Origin of the sequence: Ruminiclostridium hungatei, assembly GCF_002051585.1 — a bacterium.
Classification (GTDB): Bacteria; Bacillota; Clostridia; order Acetivibrionales; family DSM-1351; genus Ruminiclostridium; species Ruminiclostridium hungatei.
The window spans coordinates 73,013-95,918 of sequence record NZ_MZGX01000021.1 but is presented as its reverse complement, the minus strand read 5'-3'; the positions used below and the strand labels follow the sequence as shown (position 1 = coordinate 95,918).

Genomic DNA, 22,906 nt, shown 5'->3' with positions numbered 1-22,906 from the left:
ATTATATGAGTATAGGTTTATTGATAATTATTTGTATCCTTAGTGCTATAAATATTATTTTTATTTTCTTTATGCCATTTATTTGGATTATACTTATTCCTATATCTGGAATAGTAACATTATACTCAATTTTATGCTCATATACTCGCATTTATTTTGGAGTAGGAAAAGAAAAAAACAAAATAATAAATCAAAGAGATATAACACATGTCTAAAAAAGCAGTTCCATGCCAACTTATGGAGCTACTTCGTCTACAGCCTATGTCTATGCCAGCAGCAACAGACTTACGGAAGAGATAAAGAATGCGGGACAGTCCTCAGAGACCACTCATTACAGCTATGACAACAACGGAAATACAATCGGTAAGTACACCGAAATAATTTCACCGGCTGTACAGGGGCAAACCACAAAAGCTGATATTTCAGCAATCGGAACAGCAGAGGAGATAACGGCTACGGGAACAGCTTCACCGGAAATAACCACGGTGATAACCAAAGGATAAGCACTGAGCCTTGAAGCCCAAACGGCAGATACCGGTGAAAGCAACAGCAACAACACATTAAATACTGAAAACAGCATAACAATAAATTAATACAACGGTTTGAACCAACTGATAAAAGTAACCGAAGGAAGCAATACATACAGCTATACCTATAATTGGGATGGGCTGAGAGCATCAAAGACAGTAAACGGTGTGACTATAAACCACATATGGGACGGTGACCAGATGGTGCTGGAAACCGACGGCGCAGGAAACGTAACCAACAAGTATATACGGGGAATAAATCTCATATACTCCGGGGTGCAAATAGAAGATATTTCCTGTATAATGGTCATGGTGATACAGTGCAGCTTACCAGTACAATCGGAAGCAGCATAAAAGCGTATGATTATGATGCATTCGGTAATGAGAAGGCTCCTGACTCTAACGATACTAACCTGTTCAGGTACTGTGGGGAGTATTTTGACAAGGAAACTGGGACTATTTATCTGAGGGCAAGGTATTACGACCCTGGGATTGGTAGGTTTATTACAGAGGATAGCTATTGGGGCAAGGATAGTGACCCACTCAGTTTGAACTTGTATACGTATTGTGGAAATAATCCAATTATGTACTTTGACCCAAGTGGGCATTTGAGTGATGAGTATTTATTTAGGCTAGCAGGCGATTCTCCAGTTAACTCTGGCGACTATAGTCAAATTAAAAATCCTGTAGCACGTGTCTACTGTGCTTGGGGTAACACAATTCCTAGTAAAAGAATTTCTGTTCTAAGTAATGCAAGTGCGACTTTCTGGGGGACTGAATTTTATTTGCGCTTGTTATATTTATATGAATATAAGGGAATTGATGTTACGCAACTTAGTAGAAATCAACTAGATGCGATATATGAAGAAGTTCATATGAATAAAGTTGGAGAATTAATGGCTGGGCTTGATGCAAGTGCTATGATAGCAGGTAATATTGGTAAATACATTGTTAAGGGAGCGAGTAAGGCTGCTGTTGAGGGCGCGGGGAATAAGTTAACCACCAACGAAGCTCAGTTAAAGCACATGTTTAGAGATGCTGAAGGTCACTTTTTACAGGATAACCCAGCCAATCGTGCTGTGATTGAGAAGGCAGCTGGTAGCAGTAAGAACCTTCTAGGCGTGGATAAATAGGCAACAGCTGGTATGCCGAAACTTTGCCTAATGGCACTCAAGCATGGGCCGAAATAAGAAATGGGGTAATTACGGAGGGTGGCCTAAACCAAGTTCCAAAAGTGTTTGACCCAAAAACTGGTCTAAAGGCAAATATAGCACCATAAGGGAGGTTTCGCTTTGAAATTAAGTATAAGACAATCTTACCTAGCAATGTTTGAATTATTAGATGGCTTTTATCAAGATACCAAAGATGATTGCCTTGGATCTTTGTTAGGTGGATTCAATCCCAGTTTATTTATAGATTCTAACTCCGCTGATTCTGCGGCGTGGATCGATTGGATGAACTCAGTAAAAAAGATTACAGTTGAGGAATTGCTAACTTCTGATGAGGCTCTTTGTACTACACGTGCATTTATTGACTTCCATCAAAAAGAGTTTGGATTTGATTTAAAATGGCTGATTGAAGAATTGAATTCAATGTCAGCTAATAGCGAGAAATGGTTAAAAAGCGTGAAGAAAGCCGTAGAAGAGTCGTAATTAGTATTACCGAAGACAGACAGCCTTTCAGACGAAGGCTATTTGTCTTATACATAACGAAACAAAAGAACCATCGGAAACCACTGAAAAAGCCTAGGGGTCAGAAATGACACCTGTTTAGACTTTGATAAATGCGGATTCTTGCAATCCGTAACCCCTAAGTTAATAGTGATTTTATTTGAATATTTCCAGTTATACTTAATAATATGTAAATTTTAAGAATTTGACTGGAAATATTTTTATTTAGGCATATTTTCCCCTTGGGGAATTATGGGGTCTAGCCCGTCCTGCAATGGGTACCCCGTCCGGTACCGTCAAGAGTTTTGCACAAAATTGATTTTTGCCGCCTGGTTGCCAGCTATTAGCCAGCCAGGTTTTCTGATTCGGATTCTTCTGTGCTGCAGCTTTCAAGATGTTTCAAATTCATATACCGCTTTACGCCCCATTGGGTTCCAGAAACATGACGTAGGCGGGCATAGACAAGCATTAGTGCAGAGTTTCCATCAGGGAAGGTACCGACCACTCTGGTTCGGCGCTTGATCTCCCGGTTGATCCGCTCAATGAGGTTTGTGGTGCGAATTCACACCTACACATGAGGTCATGTTGCTGTTAAACAAATCATTTGAACAGCAACGGATGAGTCGTCAGACACTGAAGGCTTGGTGTGCAGAAATAAGATTATTCTCACTATAATGTCGGATTGGTATAGGGGAATGGTTTGGCTGCGACTATCAAAAATGACTTCCACACGGATCCCTATGAGCCGGGAAATATTTTCTTGTTCTGCGGCAGGCGTACCGACCGCATGAAAGCGTTGGTTTATGAGGGGGATGGTTTCGTCCTTGCGTATAAGCGTTTAGCCAACGGAAAGTTCCAATGGCCCCGTAATGTGGCCGAGGCAAAGGCAATCACTACCTCGCGGCATAAAAAACGACCAGTGGCTTTGTACACCACTAGTCGGGAATATTTTATATTTTTTACTGTCCTTTTGACGGGATGCAGTTCCATTGGAAAAATGCCTCCTTTTTCACTTTTCCTGCTCTTTCAGCAGCATTTCCGCCTGATCCAGCATATTTTCATTGAGAACCGGGAAGCCTGCTTCCCTGAGAAGTTCAACAGCCCTGCCCTGACCCTGGATTTTCGTATCTGTAAAAGTGCCGTCATAGATGTAGGTGCTGCCGCAGGAAGGACTGTCTTCCTTCATTAACGCAAAGGCAACCTCATTCTCTTGTGCCAGTCTGACGGCTTCAATTGCTCCGGCCTCATACGGGGCTGTGACATCAAAGCCTGTGCAGGCCAGAACCTTGTCGCCCACCCGCTGAGAATCGGGGCGCGGTGTTGGCAGTCCTCCGAAAACTTCGGGACAAACAGGAACTAATCTGCCTTCTGCCTTCCACTGTAAAAATCTTTCATCCAGACAGGGTATATCACCGTCGTCATATCTGCAATGCCATCCAAAGAGGCATCCGCTAACCAAAATTTTCTTCATGCCAATCAACCTCCAATCTGCATGGGCTGCATGCGGTAAGGCAAATACGGTATTTTCCGTCATGCAGCCCATGCAGTTAATAATACTGACTACTTGGCAGCAGCCTGTTCCCAATACTTGGAATTTACACACTTGGATATATCGGCAGCCTTTGTGAGCAAACCGTATTTGAGGGCGTAGTCGGCAGTCTGCTGTATAGCCTTGTTGTCAATATAGCCTATTTTTGCCGCGTCAAAGCCTTCGGGCACTACCAGCTTTGCAACCTCTTTGGCCATGTATACCTGGTGCTCAAGGGACACGCTCTTGTCAACATTGAATACTATATTGCCTGCGGCTTCAGGGTCCTTGCAGGCTTCTTCCCAGCCTTTGATGGAGGCTTTCAGGAACCTCACGAACACATCCTCGTTCTTGGCCAGCCATTCTGAGTTTACAAACAGACAGTCCTCAAGCATGGCAACATTGTGTTCATTCATATCCAGCTTGCTCAGCTCGGCTTCGGGTATTCCGGACTCCAGCAGCAAGCCGTATTCGTTGTAGGTCATAGCTGAGGCCGCTTCAATTTCATCATTTATAAGCTGGTCCATGGTATAATCCTGCTGGACAAGTTTTAAATCCTTGTCCCTGTTAAGGCCTGCCGATTCAATCATGGCATAGAGTTCATACTCGTTTCCTCCGAACCAGGAGCCCACTTTCTTACCCTTAAGGTCAGCAGGTGTCTTTATTCCTGCCTTTGTTTTTGAAACCAGAAGGAGAGCACTTTTTTGGAATATCTGAGCAGTTTCAACAAGATCCCAGCCTTGACCCTGGTATTTCATCAAGCTGGATACCCAGGTTACGCCAATATCTGCAACGCCGTTGTATACCTGCTGCTCGGGAATAATATCACTTCCGCCGGGCAGTATTTCTATATCTATACCCTGCTCCTTGTAATAGCCCTTTTCCTGAGCTACGTAATAGCCCATGAACTGTGACTGGGGAAGCCATTTCAACTGAAGGGTTATCTTGTCCGGAGCTGCTGTAGAAGCAGTGCTTTCGCTGCTGCCTGAGGTGCTTGCCGAACTTCCTGCGGTGCTGCTTCCGGAGGCCGCTGTATCTCCATTGCTGCCGCAGCCCGCAAGTGCCAGGCTCAGGAATAATGCCATGCATAGTAATAGTGATAAATATTTTTTCATTTTTCTCTCCTCTTTTCTTTTTAAATTTATTTTATTCTTTGTGAAGCGTGCCATTTAACGGCACGACGTTCTACCATTGATATGATGAGATATAATACAATCCCTGCCAGGGCTGCAATTGTTATATATGACCAGCCCATTGCCATCTCTGCCTTACGGAGGTTATCCTTTATACCGAAGCCCAGCCCCGAAGTGGAGGTGGCAAAGTATTCGCTTACTATGGCGGCGATCATGGAAGAGGTAATATTGATTTTCAGTGCGGTAAAGACACTGGGAAGGCAATTTGGCAGCCTCAGCCTGAAAAAGACCGTCCGCCTGTTGGCGGCATATGACTTCATCAAATCCAGTGAAAAGGGCTTCAGGTCAGTCAGACCTCTATAGGCATTGATTGCCATTGCCGCCATTGTTACTACTGTTACCACTCCGATTTTTTGCCCCATTCCGGTTGAAAACCAACGGTTCATAATAGGGGACAGGGCCACGATGGGAATGGCGTTGAAGGCTGAAACCACTGTAAGGCCACCATAACCCCATTTTGGGAACACCGTTGCAACAACTGCAATCAAAAAGCCTATGGAAGAGCCGATTATCATTCCAACTATCGCTCCCGATACTGTAATCCCGCAATCCCTGAGAGCCTTGGTGAGGTTTTGTGCCAGCGTGGAGGCAATACCTGTGGGTACGGGCAGTTGGAAGGGCTTCAAGTCAAGCAGGGCGTGGAAACCGCCCAATTGCCATATGAGCAGCGTCAGTACGCCTATGCTTAAAGGCCATAAAGTGCTTTTAAGCTTATCTGTCATCAATCCTCACCTGCTTTCGTGTTGAATTCTTTTTTCCAGGGTATAAAAATTCTTTCGGCAATGATTACTATAAAATAGCTGATTATGCCCATCAGTGCGCTTGTGAATACCGAAGCCCAGAAAATATCCTTGGTTCCTCCATATAGCGAATAGAGCAGCTTTACACCTATGCCGTTTTTTGAACCCAGCATATCCACCAGTATTGAGGCGGTAACCGACAAGGGGGCTGCAATCTTCAAGCCGGAAAAAAGATAGGGCAGTGAGAAGGGCAGCATCAGCTTCATATAAATGCTTGGCTTTTTGGCGGCATAGGAGTACATCAGCTCCCGCTTGTCAATATCCACGCTTTTCAGGCCGCTGAGCATGTTGGCGGCAACGGGGAAGAAGGTTATATATGCAGCTATTATAATTCTTGAGGCGTCCATATTTCTTACAAGGTTAAAAATTATGGGTGCCAGTCCAAGCACAGGAATCATCTGAGAAACAATCAGGTAAGGGAATGCTATTTGTTCCGCTATCTTGGATATGCTCATAAGGATTGCAAGTATTATGCCTATGGATGCTCCCAGGGCAAAGCCTGTAGCCGCCTTTGAGAAGGTCACCGCACCGGCCTCCGATAGTGTCTGCCAGTTTTTTGCAAGGGTGGCGATTACCTCGTGGGGATAGGGCAGCTTGGAGGCTGCCATTTTATCGTGAAAGATATTGACAAGAGAAAATGCACCCAGCTCCCATAGTGCGAATATACCTGCAAACCACACCAGCAGTACCAGTGTTTTGTTCTTATTCATAAATACCTCCGTATAGAGACAGGATAACTTTGACTCAGACTCCCTCAAAGCTGTTGCGTATTTTTGAAACCAGGGAGAAAAACTCGGGAGTCTCTCTTATTTCCCTGGTTCTTGGCCTGGGAAGGTCAATGTCAACAATTGCCGAAAGCCTTCCGGGATGGGGTGAGAGTACACAGACTCTGTCGGAGAGGAATACCGACTCGGATATATTGTGTGTTACAAAGATAACGGTTTTATTTGTTTTGCTCCATATGCGCAGCAAGTCCTCATTAAGCTTTTCCCGGGTAAATTCGTCCAGTGCTGAGAAGGGCTCATCCATCAGCAGTATTTCAGGCTGTATTGCCAGGGCTCTGGCAATTCCCACCCTTTGCTGCATACCGCCGCTGAGCTGGTGGGGATAGTGGTTTTTAAAATTTGTAAGGCCAACCAGCTCCAACTGCTTTTCAATGCGGCTGTTTTGTTCCGTTTTGTTGATCTTCATCATTTCCAAAGGAAGCCTCACATTGTTTTTTACGGTACGCCAGTCATAAAGCACCGGGTTTTGAAATACTATGCCGTATTTTTGCTGCATACGGGTTTCCTTCGGCGTCTGGCCGCATACGGTGACTTTTCCCATGGAGGGCTCCAGAAGGTCTGCTATGATTCTCAGAAGGGTGGTCTTTCCGCAGCCCGAAGGTCCAAGCAGTGAAATGAACTCTCCTTTTTGAATATCAATACTCACATTATTGAGTGCATGAATATCATTACCTTTATTATCCTTATAAAACATGCTTACACTTTCTATCTGAATCTCTGCTGCTGCATTCATATAATCAACCCCCGAAATAAAATAATAAGGCACAGAGAAGTGTTTTTTCTCTGCGCCTTTGCATTTTAAAGTCTGTTTATTTTATTATATTCACAGGTACTTTGCTGTTTGTCTGCCTGTGTTGTTTTACATTGTAAAGCATTAATTTCACAGTTGCAATACTCAAAGCATCAACTTTGCCCGTTTTATGCTTTGGATTAAAAACAGTGGTTTTAATTGTGCTGGAGTTGAATTATAAATTTCTGGAATACTTAATATATTTATAAGGTGATAAAATGTCCGGATAATTGGAAATGCTGGAAATAGAGTGTTCAGGCAATATTTTCTTTTTCGGCAAAACAGTACGTTTTTGGCGGGAGTTAAAATAAAAAACGAAATAATATATTTACTTTTAGTTTTTTACGTGCTAAAATACAAAACAATTGAACAATGTCAGTAAATTTTACTTGCCGGATGTTTGGCTGTTTACTAATTAAATAATAACATAACTTATGCAAAGGCGCAAAGGAGACAACTCTGTTTGTGCCTTTGCTTTTTTTGTTTTCCTGAAATCTTTGAAGCTGTTCCGCAGTCTTTCCATTAACCGGCTGCACGGCAATGAAGCCGGTTGTTTTCTGCAATTTCAAGCCGGCTCTGAACACAGCTTGTGTTTGAACTTGAATTTGATTTTGATTTTGCAATTTTATAAATCCAACTAATAACTGAATGCTTATGCTACCAGATTAATATAAAGGAGGAAAGCAATATGAAAGATATTCTTAACAGGCTGGCAGAGAAATACAAGCCCCAGGTTGTGGATTTCGCACAGAGGCTCATACGCTGTCCGGCTCTTTCAGGGCAGGAGAAGGGAGTTGCCGACCTGTACCTGGCAGAGATGGAGAAACTGGGCTATGACCGGGTTTTCAGAGATAAATGGGGCAATGTAATAGGGATAATAGAGGGAACCCAGCCCGGTCCGGCCATAATGTATAATGCCCATCTGGACCATGTTGATACCGGAGACTACAGTGAGTGGCTGGGCTATGACCCGTACGGCGCCGCCATAGATATTGATGAAATGGAAAATCAGGACAGAACCGCACTGGAAAAGACAGAGGTCATACACGGACGTGCTGCTGCAGACGTCAAAGGAGGCGGCGCCTGTCAGATTTACTCCGGCAAGCTGCTGCTCAGACTCAGAGAAATGGGTTATTCCATTAAAGGGAGATATATATTTACAGGCGTGGTGCTGGAAGAGCCTGCTGAAATGCTGGGAATGATAAAGCTTGTGGAAGACACTTTTCCTGCTGAGGGTATTACCTACGACGGGGTGGTCTCCTGTGAGGCAACCTCCCTGAAGCTTTATCTGGGACACAGAGGCCGGGTTGAGCTCAAGGTGACCATATCGGGTGTCACCTCCCACGGCAGCGCCCCCTGGCTGGGAATAAATGCCGTAAATAAGGCGACGAAATTCATAGATATGGTGGAAGCACGAATGGAAGCCGGTAAAAAGGCGGACCCGGAGCTTGGAAAATCCAGCATAGCGCTGACCATTATAAATTGTACCCCCGGAGCCATGTGCATAGTGCCTGACCGCTGCAGCATCACCTATGACAGGCGCTTTGTTCCCGGTGAGACCTATGAGAGCTGTGTTTCGCAGCTACAGGACATCATAGACCAACTGCAGGAGGCGGACCCTGATTTCAGGGCAACGGTTGAGATAGCTTCTGTTCCCCGTACCACATACACCGGCCTGACCGAAACGGTGCCAAATATGAAGGAGGCCTGGAAGCTTGACAGGGAGCATCCCTTTGCAGCGGCGGCAGCCAGAGGTCTTGAGCAGGTGGAACAGCCCGTGAAATACGGCTATTGGGATTTCGGAACGGATCTTTCAGTGGTGTGCGGACGCCAGCAAAAGCCTGCCGTGGGCTATTCTCCAATGCAGGAGTTTTACTGCCACCGCCCTGTGGACAAGGTAAGAACCGACTATATGGTAAAGGCCCTGGCTGGAAATGTTTCCATATTCATGGAACTGACCAAACTGGACAGTTCCGCCTTCAGGGTGTAGCAGCCTGATTGGGATTCCGGGCAGGAGACAGCCGGCAAGGTCCGGCTGGACGGTTTATGTATTTATAAAAAGGACAGTGTGCCGGAAAAGGCATAAGGAGGTAGGGATTTATGAAAGAGATATTGGATTCGGCCTTGGTGGATAAAATCAAAGGACTGGGCGAAGAAATGTTTGATGACATGGTGGCTTTTGCTCAAAAGCTGGTACAGACTCCAAGCATAAGCGGAACGGAATTTGATTTGAGCGAGCTGGCTATGCTGGAAATGAAGAAGTTGGGTTACGATGAGGTTTTCAGAGATGACCAGGGAAATATTGTGGGTCTGGTAAGGGGCAGCGAACCGGGCCCCACTATAATGTACAACTCCCACATGGACCATGTAAGCCCCGGAGATGTATCAAACTGGCAGGGCTATGACCCATACGGAGGTACGCTTGATATTTGTGAGGCTGACAATCAGGATAAGACCTTGAAGGAACAGACGCAGTGCATTCACGGACGGGGAGCCTCGGATGTGAAGTGCGGCGAAGCGGTACAGATATACGCAGGAGGGCTGATTGCCGGCTTGCGCGGTCAGGGTGTTCCCGTAAAAGGAAACTTTATGTTTACGGGAGTAGTTCAGGAGGAGCCGGCAGAAATGGTGGGAATGGTGCATCTGGTGGATAAGACGCTGCCCGCCAGGGGACTTGACTATGATGCAATGGTGTCCTCGGAGGCAACCTCACTGAAGCTGTACTGCGGGCACAGGGGGAGAGTGGAGCTGCTGGTGACGGTGTATGGCAGGACTTCCCACGGAAGTGCTCCCTGGCTGGGAATAAACGCCATATACAAGGCTATCCCGCTTATACAGAAGCTGAAGGATGAGCTCTACCCCTCCCTCCCAAAGGATGAAGAACTGGGGCAGGCATCAATTTCACTTAATATCATAGAGTGTTCTCCGGGAGCGTTATCCATTGTTCCTGACAGGTGCATGCTTTCCATAGACAGGAGGACAATACCTGGAGAAACGGCAGAAACTGCTGTCAGGCAGATAAAGGATATAATTGCCGGACTGGCTGCGGCGGACCCTGAGTTCCGTGCGGATGTGGTTGTAAAAAGTGCGGTGGAGACCTCGTATACGGGTATGTCCTACCATGTGGCAAAGGATATGGCTCCCTGGAAGATCAGCACGGAACACGGATTTGTACAGGCATCACAGGCGGCGCTGGAGGCTCTGGGGCAGACAGTGAAATACGGCTACTGGGATTTCGGCACCGATGCCAGCAAAACCTGCGGCATTGACAGAAAGCCCACAATCGGTTATTCCCCCATGCAGGAACAATATGCCCACACTCCTTATGACAAGTGCAGGACGGATTACATGAAGACTGCGCTGGAGGGGAATGCAGCCATATTCCTGAGCGCAGCGGCACAGGAGAAAGAGGCCTACCAAAAGGTTACCTGGTAGGCAATATAAATGCAGATGTACCAATCTGAAAGGCTGACAATGAAAATGTATCAGGGCAAGTGAATTATTGTTTGCAGCAGGCATACCGCTGCAAGGACAGGAGGGTAATATGGACCTGGTTATAAAGAACGGGACAATTGTTACGGCAGCAGAAACCTATGTTGCCGATGTAGCTATAAAAGACGGAAAAATTGCAATGCTGGGGAAAAATCTGGACGTGACGGGAGAAAAGGTGGTGGATGCTTCAGGAAAGCTGGTGCTCCCGGGGGCCATAGATGTGCATACGCATCTGGCCATGCCCTTCGGAGGAACAGTGTCGGCAGACAGCTATCTGGCGGGCACAAGGGCGGCTGCCTGCGGCGGCACCACCACAGTATTCGACTATGCCATCCAGAGGAAGGGGCAGGGAATAGTGGAAACGGTTGAGGCCCGCCGCGCAATGGCCGAGCCCGAAGCCTGTGTGGATATCGCCTTCCACTGTGCAATAACCGATCTGGCGGGCGGTTCTCTGCTGGAGGAATTTGAGGCGGCGGTTTCCTATGGAGTGCCCAGCTTCAAATGCTTTATGGTATATAAAAAGGAAGGCATGATGGTGGATGACGGAACACTGGCCCAGATACTTTTAAAGTCAAAGGAAACAGGAGTTCTGACCAATGTCCATGCTGAGAATCCGGACCTTATAGATATAAGGATTGCAGAATATCTTTCCCGGGGAAAAACCTCCCCCTGGTATCATTATATGAGCCGTCCGGAATTTGTGGAGGCCGAAGCCGACCACCGTGCCATTCACTGGGCAAAAGCCCTGAACGCGCCGCTGTATATAGTCCACCTGGCAAACAGGGAGGGGGCTGAGGCGGTGACCAAGGCCCGTGACCAGGGCTATGAGGTTTATGCGGAAACCTGTCCCCAGTATTTGCACTTTACAAAGGAAGTATATAAAAGGGAAGACGGGCGGAACTTTGTCTGCTCCCCGCCGATAAAGGGGGAGGAAAGCCGGGAGGCATTGTGGGCTGCATTACGCAGGGGAGACATACAAACCGTGGCCACCGACCACTGTCCTTTCCAGAGCTACGAAAAAGACTGGGGAAAGGATGATTTCACAAAAATTCCAAACGGCTGTGCAGGCATAGAAAACATGTATCCATACATGCTGTCGGCAGCCAATGAAGGGAAAATAACCTTCAACAAGGCTGTGGAGGTGTGCTCTGCAAATCCCGCAAAAATTTTCGGCTGTACGGAAAAAGGAACTGTTTCTCCGGGAGCAGATGCGGATATAGTAATATACGATCCGGAGAAGGACTTTACCATAAGTCGTGACAAAATGCATTCCGACTGTGATCATACCATCTGGGAGGGTGTGACTCTTCACGGCTATCCCGTACAGACCTATTCGAGAGGGAAGCTGGTATATGATAATGGCAATTTTACAGGTGAACCCGGGTGGGGTAAATTTGTAAAGCGCGCAGGAAGAAAATAAGAAAGGGGAGATGGGCATGCATTCATCTGAAAAAATAAAATTGAATTCAATAACAGTAGTAGAAGAAGCCGCAAGATGCCTGTTGTGTCATGATGCTCCCTGTACTGCGGCCTGTGACGGGGGAGAAGATCCTGCCAGAATGATTCGTGCACTCCGGTTTGAAAATATAAAAGGAGCCGCTGCAAGAACCGCCTCCTTAAAATGTGAGCCGGCAGGGGAAGAAGAAAATACGGCTGAAGCCAGATGCGAGGCTGCCTGCATCAGAACCGATTCACCGGTGAAAATCAGTGCCATAAAGAGATACCTGGCAGAAAGCGAGGAGCTGGGCAGTGCAATACCCAAAGCGGATCTTTCCATAGAGTTTTGCGGGGTAAAATGCGAAAATCCGTTTTTCTTGTCTTCCTCTGTAGTGGCCAGCAATTATGAAATGTGTGCAAAGGCATTGGAAATGGGCTGGGCAGGGGTTGTGTTCAAAACCGTTGGGGTTTTGAGGCCCAGGGAGGTGTCACCGCGCTTTGATACAATCGGTAAGGAAGGAACTCCTTTTATAGGCTTTCGGAATCTCGAACAGATTGCAGAACACCCCCTTGAGGAAAATCTCATGTGGATGAAGCAGCTAAAGGAAAATTATCCCGAAAAGATTCTGATTGCTTCCATAATGGGGCAGACTGATGAGGAATGGACCTTTTTGGCCAGGGCAGTGACACATGCCGGAGCTGACATAATAGAATGCAATTTTTCCTGCCCCCACATGAGCGGTGAGAACCTGGGAGCGGATGTGGGACAGAATCCTGAACTGGTGAAGCATTACACCCGGTGTGTCAGGGAGGGGACACAGCTTCCCATACTGGCAAAAATGACTCCCAATCTGGGCAACATGGAAATACCGGCTGTAGCTGCTGTTGAAGGCGGCGCCGACGGAATTGCGGCTATTAATACCATAAAAAGCATAACCGGCATTGATCTGAGTTCTCTGGCGGCCACACCTTCGGTCAGCGGAAAATCCTCCGTTTCAGGTTATTCAGGAAAAGCAGTCAAACCCATAGCCCTGCGTTTTATACATGACATGGCTGTGCATAAGGCTCTGGCAGGCATACCCCTTAGCGGTATGGGCGGCATTGAAACCTGGAGGGATGCCCTGGAGTTCATTTTGCTGGGCTGCTCAAATATTCAGGTTACTACGGCTGTAATGCAGTATGGGTACAGAATTATAGACGATCTTATTGAAGGACTTTCCTTCTTTATGACGGAAAATGGTTACAAGAGTGTGGAGGAACTGGTAGGGAAAGCACTTGTGCAAATGGTTCCCGCCGATTTGCTTGACAGGGCTACAGTGGTATATCCCAGGTTTGACAGGGAGAAATGTATTGGCTGCGGGCGCTGTTATTTATCCTGTTATGACGCCGGTCATCAGGCAGTCCTATGGGAAGGGGACAAAAGACAGCCAGTACTGTCCGCAAAAAAATGTGTGGGCTGCCACCTGTGTCTCCATGTTTGCCCAAATGGTGCAATAACTCCGGGGAAACGCATAAACAAGCCTGTGTCCTGAAATTATCCGCAGGGGCTGTGGGATATACCGGCAACTGCAATAAAAAATGAGGTGAGCTGATGGCAATTACACTTGGAAAGCTGTGTGCCAATGTTGAAAGTACGTACGGTATGAAACTCCTGGCCGGAGCAGCCGGCCTGGAAAATTTCGTAAGATGGGTTCATATGATTGAGGACAGGGAGGTTCCAAGCTTCCTGCACGGAAATGAACTGGTTTTTACCACCGGAATTGCCCAGGAGGGCAGCGGCTGGATGCTGGATTTTGCATCCTCCATGCTGGTGAAAAAGGCCAGCGGCCTGGTGCTGAACATCGGCCCGTATATTGAAAGCGTTCCTGAGAATGTTATAGAATATTGTGAGAAACATAATCTTCCCTTATTTTCAGTACCCTGGTCGGTCAGGCTGATTGACATAACCTATGACTTCTGTCATAGAATAGTGGCAAGCGAGGAAATAGAAATGGGCCTGGCTGCCGCAATGAGAAATCTTATATTCATGCCCCAGGAGGAAAAGGTCTATAAGCCCACGCTGGAAAGGCGGTGCTTTTATCCGGATTCCCTGTATACTGTTGTGGCCCTGGAGCCGGTATATCAGGACAAAAGTGTTCTCAGTGAGGATGAGAGCCGGAATCTCAAACTTCAGGCCCAAAGATTGCTGAACAGAACCGGACGGCTTTTCAGTCTTTTTTTCTATGATACGAAGCTTATTGTCATTCTGCAGGAATTTAACGAGAAACAGATAGACGAGTTCATTGACATGCTCCAGAGAATATGCGAGCACCACGGGGTCCAATATAAGCTGCATGCAGGTGTAAGTCCGGCAGGCAAGGGCTATCTGTTTATTTCGGATGCATACCACAAGGCGGTAATGGGACTGAGAATTGCCAAACTGCACAACAGGAAAAGCGTACGCTACCAGCACATGGGTTTGTACAAACTGATTGTATCGGTAAACGACAACGACATATTAAACGAGCTGTACAGCGAAAGTCTGGGAGTACTTGAAGAATTCGACCGGAAGAACGGAACTGATTATATGACCACCCTCCGCTGCTATCTCGAATACAATTCAAGTGTGCAGGAGGTTGCCAGGGTGACTTTCGTACACAGGAATACCGTCAATTACAAAATCAAGAGAATAAGAGAAATACTCAAGTGTGATTTTGACTATGAAAACAAGCTGAAGCTCATGCTGGCCTTTTTTATAAAAGATTTGTTATAAGCATTCAAGCTTTGGGCTGCGGCATATTTATTTTTGTACCGCAATGGGTTTAAGCCATTTTTTGCAAGTGCTATAATCAACTAAAATACAAAACAGAGAGGATGTTTTCCATGAACAGGGATGAAATAAAAAGCTTATCCATAAATTACAATCTGCAATCCTGGTCAAAGCAAAAAGGCCTGAATCCAATACCTGTGGAAAAGGGAGAAGGCATATATTTCTGGGACTTTGACAGAAAAAGATATTCCGATATGTCTTCACAGTTGGTAAATCTCAATGCAGGGCACGGAAACCGCAAGATTATCGAGGCTATTAAGGAGCAGGCTGAAAAATACTGCTATATCTCTCCCAGCTATGCCAGTGAGCCCCGTGCCAGGCTGGCAAAAATGATAATTGACCTGATGCCGGGAAATATGGGAAAGGTTTTTTTCACAAACGGAGGTGCCGACGCTAACGAAAATGCGGTAAAAATGGCAAGGATGTTTACGGGCAGAAATAAGATATTTTCAAGGTACAGAAGCTATCACGGCTCTACATACGGAGCGGGCAATCTTACGGGAGAACCCAGAAGATATCCTTTGGAGCCGGGAATACCAGGCTTTGTGAAATTTTTTGACCCATATATTTACCGTGAAAAAATACCTTTTGCCTCTGAACGTGAAGCAGGGGAATACTATGTTGCAAAGCTCCGTGAGCAGGTGATATATGAGGGTGCCGACAATGTTGCCGCAATAGTGCTGGAGACGATAACCGGTTCAAATGGTGTCATCATACCACCGGAGGGCTACTTGAAGGGCGTCAGGCAGATTTGTGACGACTTTGGAATAATGCTCATATGTGACGAGGTCATGGCGGGTTTTGGACGCACAGGTAAAATGTTCGGCTTTGAAAACTGGGATATAGCACCGGACATGGTTACCTTCGCAAAGGGAGTCACCTGCGGCTATGTCCAGTTGGGAGGAGTGGCGGTGAGCAAGGAAATTGCGGAGTTTTTTGACGACAATGTGCTCAAATGCGGTCTGACCTACAGCGGGCATCCATTGGCCTGTGCAGCAGGAATTGCCTGCCTGGAGTTTTACAGGGAAAACAATATTCTGGACAATGTGAACAGCAGCGGAAAGGTTCTGGGAGAACTGCTGGAGGAACTGAAGGAAAAGCATCCAAGCGTGGGTGATGTAAGGTATATCGGTCTGTTCTCCGCAGTAGAGCTGGTGAAGGATAAAAGTTCCCGGGAGCCCCTTGTTCCTTATGGCAGCGACCCAAAGGGAATTATGAAGTCCCTCATTGGGAAGCTGGCAGCAGAAGGCTTCATGACCTATTCCCATGAAAATATGATTCTTATAGCTCCTCCGCTTATTATAACTCCGGAACAGCTCAAGGAGGAAATTGCTAAATTGGATGGAATATTGACTGTATTTGAAAGTGAAATGCCAATCTGATAGGCATTGGCTTGACTTTTAAAGCGGGAAAGATGGAGGTTACAATGAATAAATTTTATCATATGCCCACTAAGATAATAATGGGAGACAACTGTATTGCCGGCAGCAGCGGCCTGCTGGCCGCAATGGGTGCAAAGGCCCTTATAGTGACGGGCAGACATTCGGCAAGAATAAACGGTTCACTAGAGGACGTTACTGCCGTGCTGACTTCAAATAATCAGCAATATGTGATATTTGACAAGGTTATGGCAAATCCCACGGTTGAGTGCGCCTATGAAGGTGCAGCCTTTGCAAGGGAAAATAGTGTGGATTTTGTGATTGCCATCGGCGGAGGCTCGCCCATGGATGCGGCAAAGGCCATTGCCCTGCTGGCAAAGCAGGACATTAAAGAAGAGGTGCTGTTTTCAGGCAGCTATGCCCAGGAGGTGCTTCCCATGGCCTTTATACCCACTACTGCAGGTACGGGCTCAGAGGTGACCCAGTATTCCATACTCACCAATCATAAGGCGCAGACCAAGACAAGTATAGCTTCACCCGTACTTTTTCCAAAACTGGCTTTTCTGGATGCCAGATATATGGCGGCACTGTCTCCATCAACTACTGTAAATACCGCCATAGACGCACTTTCCCATTCCGTGGAGGGAATGCTATCAGTCAGGGCAGGCACTATTTCAGACAGTCTCGCCATGGAAAGTATAAGACTGATTTCCTCCTGCTTTGGGGCAATGCAGGCAAACAGTCTGGAGCATAATATGAGGGAGAAGCTTTTATATGCTTCAACTCTTGGTGGCATGGTGATTGCCAATACAGGTACGACAGCCGTCCATTCCATGGGGTATTCCTTGACCTATTACAGGGACGTGGACCACGGGAGGGCAAACGGACTTTTACTGGCTGCGTTTCTTGCATTTGTGGAAAAGAGCCTTCCTGAGAGGGTGAAAACCATTCTTGACTGCATGGGCCTTAAGCAGGTGGAGGAATTTTCAGCACTCCTTGACGGACTGCTGGGGGAAAAGGAGACCATATCTGCACAAGAGATTGACAGCTATTCTGCCCGTGCCATAAACACCAAAAATATTTCAAACTGTATTGCTGTTCCGGGGCAGGAGGATTTGGTCAAGATATTCAGGGACAGTTTCAGAATGTGAAAGGTGGGGTTCTATGATAAGGTTTAATCACAGAGACATACCGGCATTAACACTGAGCGATTATATTCCTTCAAGGCATTTTCGTACAATATTGCCGGAATTGCGGGAGATTCCCCGCGGAATACGGGAAATAAGCGTAGTAATAGAGTTTTCAAAGGATTCCACCTTTTTCAGGACCGTGCTGCCTGCCTTTTACAGCGGGATGATGTATATATACGGCTATGTCCATGATAATGACAGGCTCAGGGAAATATTTCAGGAAGAAATGGCAGAAGAGTATCCCGGCAGGCGTATCGGGTTGTTCGACTGGCAGGAGGAATTTCTGCTTGTCTTTGAAAATGGCAGCAGAACCTGTGACAAGAGGTATGTTGTATCAGTTGAAGAAGTCTGGAATCTGTTGAGGAACTGCTATCATCCCACTGAGGTCTAAGGGCGGAATAAGAGGGGCGTCAGAGATTCCAGCCATGAAATTTAAGCCAGTAAGATCAAACTCACATAAATGGACCGGCGGCACAAGCTGCCGGTCTGATTTTGCGCTTTATGCATTTTTCTTGACATACTATTAAAATAAGATGATAATTACATACGTATGAGCAAATATTAAAACAAAATATATTATCATATTGCCATTGTTCTGTTATAATAAATTTTGAAAACGGCTGGTATATGACTACAAAAGAATTGATACTGTTCTTTTTTTTTGGCTTTTTGTTAAGCCGTAACAAAGAGGATTGATTCCTGGAATTAATGGGAGTGCTATTTGCCCGGTTCCAAAAAATGAGAAATGGAGCTTATAAATGGGGATAAAGATTTCGGACGGCCTGCTGAAAAGTGTTGAAAAGCCGTCAAGATATACGGGTAATGAATGGAATAGTGTAATAAAAGATCCTGAAAGTATAAATATAAGATTTGCCTTTTGCTTCCCGGATACCTATGAAATAGGAATGTCACACCTGGGAATGAAAATACTGTACCACCTTTTGAATGAACGGTCAGACTGTTATTGTGAAAGGGTTTTTGCTCCGTGGACTGACATGGAGGGCAAAATGAGGGAAAATAATATTCCCCTGTATGCGCTTGAAACCAAGGACCCAATAAAAAACTTTGATTTTGCAGGCTTTACCCTTCAATATGAGATGAGTTTTTCCAATATAGTAAATATGCTGGATCTTGCCGGCATTCCCATACTTTCTGAGGAGAGAGTGCAGGGAGCCCCCTTTGTGTGCGCCGGAGGGCCCTGTGCATATAATCCCGAGCCCCTTGCAGATATTGTTGATTTCTTCATGATGGGTGAGGGTGAGGAAATAATTAACGAAGTAATGGATGTGTACGGACAGTGGAAGGGAACTGGCAGGACAAGACTGGAATTTCTTGAGGAGATAGCGAAACTGGAAGGGATATATGTTCCTTCATTTTATAAATTTGATTATAATGAGGACGGCACCATAAAAGAGCTGATTCCTCTGAAACCGCAATACCCTCTCAGCATCAGAAAGCGTATTATCAAGGATATGGATGATGCATACTTTCCTGAAAAGATTGTTGTTCCATATACGGATATAGTCCATGACAGGATAATGCTTGAAATATTCAGAGGGTGTACCAGGGGCTGCCGTTTCTGCCAGGCAGGTTTTATATACCGGCCTGTAAGGGAGAAAAGTCCTGAAAGATTGCTGGAACTTGCAAAAAAGCTGGAGGAGAGTACCGGGTATGAAGAAATATCCCTTACATCCTTGAGCACCAGCGATTATACCGGATTGGAGCCATTGACCACAGGGCTCTTGGAGGATATGGAAGAGAGAAAGGTCAACCTGTCTCTGCCCTCTTTGAGAATAGACTCTTTTTCCCTGGATTTGATGGAAAAGGCTCAGAAGGTGAGGAAGAGCGGCCTTACCTTTGCTCCCGAGGCGGGAACTCAGAGACTGAGGGATGTGATAAACAAGGGCGTGGCCGAAGAGGACCTGCTGAAGGCTGTTTCCCTTGCCTTCAACGGCGGCTGGAACGGTGTAAAGCTGTATTTTATGCTGGGCTTGCCCACCGAGACCCTTGAGGATGTTGAGGGAATAGCTGATCTGGCATACAAGGTTGTGGACGTATACAGGAATGTTCCCAGGGACAGGAAGGGAAAAGGCCTCAATGTGACGGTAAGTACGGCTACCTTTGTGCCAAAGGCTTTTACTCCTTTTCAATGGGAAGCACAGGACGGCATAGCAAATGTCCATGAAAAGCAGATGCATCTCAAAGACAGGATTCGTTCAAAGCAGATAACTTATAATTATCATGAGAATAAACTCAGCTTTATGGAAGCAGTATTTGCCAGGGGTGACCGCAGGGTCTGCAAGGTATTGATCAGAGCCTGGCAGATGGGCTGCAGGTTTGACGGCTGGGGTGAGCATTTCAACTATGATGTCTGGATGAAGGCTTTTGAAGAATGCGGAGTTGACCCGTATTTCTATGTTACCCGCAAAAGGGAATATGATGAAATATTCCCCTGGGATCACATAGATGTGGGAGTTTCCAAGAAGTACCTTATAAATGAGAATAAAAAGGCCGTGGAGGGCAAGGTAACGCCCAACTGCAGTGTGTACTGCGGAGGGTGTGGTGCAGCCGGTTTCAAAAGCGGTATTTGTGAAAAACAGGCTTGAAAGGGAATTCATTTATTGCATGCATAGCGTGCAGTTTGGAGGTTTGGTTTGGTTAATATTCGTGTTAAGTTCAGACGTGGTGAAGAAGTTAAATTCATTTCGCACCTGGACCTGATGAAGGTATTTGAACGGGCAATAAGGAGGGCACGGCTTCCCATTGCGTATTCACAGGGCTTTAATCCGCATCCCGGGATGGTGTTCGGACTGCCGCTCAGCGTAGGAGTTACCAGTGAAGCTGAATATGGAGATTTTGAAATTACAGACGACAGCCTGTCAATGGACGAATTTATGAACAGGCTGAATTCTCAGTTGCCGGCGGGTCTGGAGGTATTAGCCGCAAGGGCCAGGCAGACAAAGCAAAATATAATGGCGACCATAGCTGCCTCTGAATATACGGTTGTAGCGGGTGCAGGCACTGATTGCACGGAGAGGCGCCTGAAGGACTGTATAGGCAGGTATCTTTCACAGAAGGAAATAATAGTTAAAAAGAAGACCAAAAGTGGAGTTAAGGATACAGACATAAGGAACATGATTTTTGATTTGGATTTTGCGCTGCAGCCATGCGGGGGCTTGAACATAATCAGGCTTTCCATGCTGGTCAGTGCCGGCAGCAAAGCCAATCTTAAGCCAGAGCTGCTGGTGGAATCCTTATTGGGTATACTGGAAACAGATTATGAAATAGACAGAATCCACAGGTCAAAACTATATGTCAGGTCCGGAGAGGAACTGCTGGAACCGATGGATGCAAGGGTTCTGTAATGCTTTTTGCAGATCAGGCCTGAACACGCTGGAAACAGATAAACGTGTAGGGCGCTAATTCCACACAGGAACGGAGATTTAAATGATTAACGAAATAATTGTAGATGTCAACGCCAGTGAAATCAGGGTTGGAATCCTTGAGGATAAGGAACTTGCTGAAATCCATATTGAAAGAACATGTCACCAGGGGCTTGTAGGAAATATATACCGTGGTAAGGTAAGCAGTGTTTTACCGGGCATGCAGGCTGCATTTATTGATATAGGGTATGAAAAAAATGCATTTCTGTATGTGGGAGATGCCATACCGCAGAAGGAATATTCGGATGACGAGATAGAGGTCTACCGGGATTATGCCGAATATAATATTTCGGACATACTGAAAGTAGGTCAGGAAATAACCGTACAGGTCATCAAGGAACCTATCGGTACAAAGGGGCCCAGGGTTTCTACGCACATTACCCTTCCAGGCCGCAACCTGGTGCTTCTGCCAAATGCGGATTATATCGGGATTTCACGCAGGATAGAAAATGACGGCGAAAGGCAGAAGCTGAAAAAGATAGCTGAAAAGCTTAAGCCTGAGAACATGGGGCTTATTGTAAGAACTGTGTCCGAGGGCAAGGAGGAGTCGGATTTTATTGAGGATGTTTCCTTTTTGACCCGGCTCTGGGCCAGGATAAATCAGGCTGAAAGCAGCGGCCCGGTTCCCCGGTGCATTCATAAGGACATAAACCTCATATACAGGTCTGTAAGGGACTTGTTTACCTGGAATATTGACAAGTTTATTATAAATGACGAAAAGGAATACTTTAAAGTACTTGAGCTGGTGGAAATGATTTCCCCGGTTTTGAAAAACAGGGTTGAGCTGTTTCAGAAGGATTATGAAATTTTTGACTATTACCAGATAGAAACCAAAATCGACAGGGCCCTGTCAAGGAAGGTATGGCTTAAATGCGGCGGTTACATCATTATTGACAAGACCGAGGCTCTTACTGTAATAGATGTGAATACCGGAAAGTTTGTGGGAGATAACAGCCTTGAGGAGACAGTTTTAAAGACAAACATCGAGGCGACCAAGGAAATTGCAAAACAGCTCAGACTGAGGGATATAGGCGGGATAGTCATAATTGATTTCATAGATATGAACGATGCCGAACATCAGCAGATGGTGCTGGATTCTTTAAAGCAGAGCTTGAAGAGCGACAGGACAAAAACAATAGTTCTGGGTATGACTGCACTCGGACTGGTGGAGATGACCCGGAAAAAGATCAGACAGGAGCTGGCTACGGTTATGAAGTGTGACTGCCCCCATTGTGAGGGCACAGGCAAAATAAACATATCGGATTCAGGCTTATCCGGCAGTGGTAAATCTAAATGAAGTACTTTTGCATTTGTGCCAAATCAGAACATTGACAAGGTATGCGCACTGTGCTAAAATATATCGGTAGCCGCTCGGCCAAGGCTTTTCAAATATAACGAGCCAATAAAAATGTGCCTCGCTTCCATAAGTGGTGAGGCAAGTTTTGGGTTTAAGTTGGTTTTAATAATGTTATTGCCTGTGATGAACATGTCATTCATGTGTATACGTCATTCAGGTCGGCGAGACTGTTAGTAGGAGGTGTATCATGTACGCTATAATAATGACTGGTGGAAAACAGTATAAAGTTCAGGAAGGCGATGTAGTTTTCATAGAAAAGCTCGCTGCTGACGAAGGTTCTGCCGTTACTTTCGATAAGGTGCTTGCCGTATCAAAGGATGGCAATGTTAGCTTTGGCGCTCCTGTTTTGGATGCTGCTACTGTTAGCGGTAAGGTTCTCAGCCATGGTAAAGGTGAAAAGATCATAGTTTTCAAATACAAGGCCAAGAAGAACTACAGAAACAAGCAAGGTCACAGACAGCCTTACACAAAAGTTCAGATTGAAAAGATCAATGCGTAAGGGTTAA

Annotated in this window: 21 protein-coding genes and 2 pseudogenes; 17 read left to right on the top strand and 6 right to left on the bottom strand. The window is 45.9% G+C overall.

All coding sequences use genetic code 11. The features are described 5' to 3' along the window. Nucleotides 1–227 precede the first annotated feature (227 nt). The 4 genes from CLHUN_RS22585 (at nt 228) to CLHUN_RS15345 (ending at nt 2,179) form a co-directional block, all read left to right on the top strand. Nucleotides 228–503 (top strand): hypothetical protein, encoded by a 276-nt coding sequence (locus CLHUN_RS22585; protein ID WP_242656533.1) that lies wholly within the window; start codon nt 228–230, stop codon nt 501–503. A 99-nt stretch (nt 504–602) separates the two neighbouring features. Then, entirely contained in the window at nt 603–881 is a 279-nt protein-coding gene (locus tag CLHUN_RS22580; RefSeq protein ID WP_242656532.1) for a hypothetical protein, read from the top strand. Continuing rightward, nucleotides 848–1,660: an RHS repeat-associated core domain-containing protein gene (locus CLHUN_RS22575; protein WP_242656531.1), complete on the top strand. Its 813-nt coding sequence runs from the start codon at nt 848–850 to the stop codon at nt 1,658–1,660. The genes CLHUN_RS22580 and CLHUN_RS22575 overlap by 34 nt, the downstream gene beginning before the upstream one ends. Before the next feature lie 159 nt (nt 1,661–1,819). Beyond that, nucleotides 1,820–2,179 carry a hypothetical protein gene (locus CLHUN_RS15345; protein WP_080065506.1) on the top strand — a complete coding sequence of 120 codons (360 nt, stop codon included), beginning with the start codon at nt 1,820–1,822 and terminating at the stop codon, nt 2,177–2,179. Between the two features lie 361 nt (nt 2,180–2,540). Here CLHUN_RS15345 and CLHUN_RS15340 read toward each other — a convergent pair. Next, nucleotides 2,541–2,759 (bottom strand): annotated as a pseudogene (locus tag CLHUN_RS15340) (transposase); the annotation flags it as partial. Between the two features lie 138 nt (nt 2,760–2,897). Here CLHUN_RS15340 and tnpB point away from each other — a divergent pair. Continuing rightward, nucleotides 2,898–3,086 (top strand): annotated as a pseudogene (gene tnpB / locus CLHUN_RS22935) (IS66 family insertion sequence element accessory protein TnpB); the annotation flags it as partial. 120 nt (nt 3,087–3,206) lie between these two features. Here tnpB and CLHUN_RS15330 read toward each other — a convergent pair. From CLHUN_RS15330 to CLHUN_RS15310, 5 genes are all read right to left on the bottom strand, one after another. After that, on the bottom strand, nt 3,207–3,668 hold the full coding sequence (locus tag CLHUN_RS15330) for a 2-thiouracil desulfurase family protein (protein ID WP_080065504.1): 462 nt from the start codon (nt 3,666–3,668) through the stop codon (nt 3,207–3,209). A gap of 89 nt (nt 3,669–3,757) precedes the next feature. Beyond that, entirely contained in the window at nt 3,758–4,840 is a 1,083-nt protein-coding gene (locus CLHUN_RS15325) for an ABC transporter substrate-binding protein (RefSeq protein ID WP_080065503.1), read from the bottom strand. Nucleotides 4,841–4,866: 26 nt separating this feature from the next. After that, nucleotides 4,867–5,640, bottom strand: a complete 774-nt coding sequence (locus CLHUN_RS15320) for an ABC transporter permease (protein WP_080065502.1) — start codon at nt 5,638–5,640, stop codon at nt 4,867–4,869. Further along, complete coding sequence (locus CLHUN_RS15315) at nt 5,640–6,428, bottom strand: ABC transporter permease (RefSeq protein ID WP_080065501.1); 789 nt, start codon at nt 6,426–6,428, stop codon at nt 5,640–5,642. Before CLHUN_RS15315 ends, CLHUN_RS15320 begins: the two co-directional genes overlap by 1 nt. A gap of 34 nt (nt 6,429–6,462) precedes the next feature. After that, nucleotides 6,463–7,236 carry an ABC transporter ATP-binding protein gene (locus tag CLHUN_RS15310; protein WP_080065500.1) on the bottom strand — a complete coding sequence of 258 codons (774 nt, stop codon included), beginning with the start codon at nt 7,234–7,236 and terminating at the stop codon, nt 6,463–6,465. Between the two features lie 745 nt (nt 7,237–7,981). Here CLHUN_RS15310 and CLHUN_RS15300 point away from each other — a divergent pair. From CLHUN_RS15300 to rplU, 12 genes are all read left to right on the top strand, one after another. Beyond that, complete coding sequence (locus CLHUN_RS15300; protein ID WP_080065498.1) at nt 7,982–9,283, top strand: M20/M25/M40 family metallo-hydrolase; 1,302 nt, start codon at nt 7,982–7,984, stop codon at nt 9,281–9,283. Between the two features lie 110 nt (nt 9,284–9,393). Then, a complete protein-coding gene (locus tag CLHUN_RS15295) occupies nt 9,394–10,728 on the top strand; it encodes a M20/M25/M40 family metallo-hydrolase (protein WP_080065497.1) in 1,335 nt (444 codons plus the stop codon). A gap of 109 nt (nt 10,729–10,837) precedes the next feature. Continuing rightward, nucleotides 10,838–12,205 (top strand): dihydropyrimidinase, encoded by a 1,368-nt coding sequence (gene hydA, locus CLHUN_RS15290; protein ID WP_080065496.1) that lies wholly within the window; start codon nt 10,838–10,840, stop codon nt 12,203–12,205. A gap of 16 nt (nt 12,206–12,221) precedes the next feature. Next, nucleotides 12,222–13,754, top strand: a complete 1,533-nt coding sequence (preA, locus tag CLHUN_RS15285) for an NAD-dependent dihydropyrimidine dehydrogenase subunit PreA (protein ID WP_080065495.1) — start codon at nt 12,222–12,224, stop codon at nt 13,752–13,754. A 59-nt stretch (nt 13,755–13,813) separates the two neighbouring features. After that, nucleotides 13,814–14,974, top strand: coding sequence for a PucR family transcriptional regulator (locus tag CLHUN_RS15280; RefSeq protein WP_080065494.1), 1,161 nt, complete (start codon nt 13,814–13,816; stop codon nt 14,972–14,974). 110 nt (nt 14,975–15,084) lie between these two features. After that, nucleotides 15,085–16,413, top strand: a complete 1,329-nt coding sequence (locus tag CLHUN_RS15275) for an aminotransferase class III-fold pyridoxal phosphate-dependent enzyme (RefSeq protein WP_080065493.1) — start codon at nt 15,085–15,087, stop codon at nt 16,411–16,413. Nucleotides 16,414–16,457: 44 nt separating this feature from the next. Further along, nucleotides 16,458–17,561, top strand: a complete 1,104-nt coding sequence (locus CLHUN_RS15270) for an iron-containing alcohol dehydrogenase family protein (RefSeq protein WP_080065492.1) — start codon at nt 16,458–16,460, stop codon at nt 17,559–17,561. Between the two features lie 13 nt (nt 17,562–17,574). Then, nucleotides 17,575–17,991, top strand: a complete 417-nt coding sequence (locus tag CLHUN_RS15265) for a hypothetical protein (protein ID WP_080065491.1) — start codon at nt 17,575–17,577, stop codon at nt 17,989–17,991. Between the two features lie 367 nt (nt 17,992–18,358). Next, nucleotides 18,359–20,206, top strand: coding sequence for a TIGR03960 family B12-binding radical SAM protein (locus CLHUN_RS15260; protein WP_080065490.1), 1,848 nt, complete (start codon nt 18,359–18,361; stop codon nt 20,204–20,206). Nucleotides 20,207–20,254: 48 nt separating this feature from the next. Next, nucleotides 20,255–20,965 carry a TIGR03936 family radical SAM-associated protein gene (locus CLHUN_RS15255; protein ID WP_080065489.1) on the top strand — a complete coding sequence of 237 codons (711 nt, stop codon included), beginning with the start codon at nt 20,255–20,257 and terminating at the stop codon, nt 20,963–20,965. A gap of 82 nt (nt 20,966–21,047) precedes the next feature. After that, entirely contained in the window at nt 21,048–22,340 is a 1,293-nt protein-coding gene (locus tag CLHUN_RS15250) for an Rne/Rng family ribonuclease (RefSeq protein ID WP_080065488.1), read from the top strand. A 247-nt stretch (nt 22,341–22,587) separates the two neighbouring features. Then, nucleotides 22,588–22,899 (top strand): 50S ribosomal protein L21, encoded by a 312-nt coding sequence (gene rplU / locus CLHUN_RS15245; protein WP_080065487.1) that lies wholly within the window; start codon nt 22,588–22,590, stop codon nt 22,897–22,899. Nucleotides 22,900–22,906 lie beyond the last annotated feature (7 nt).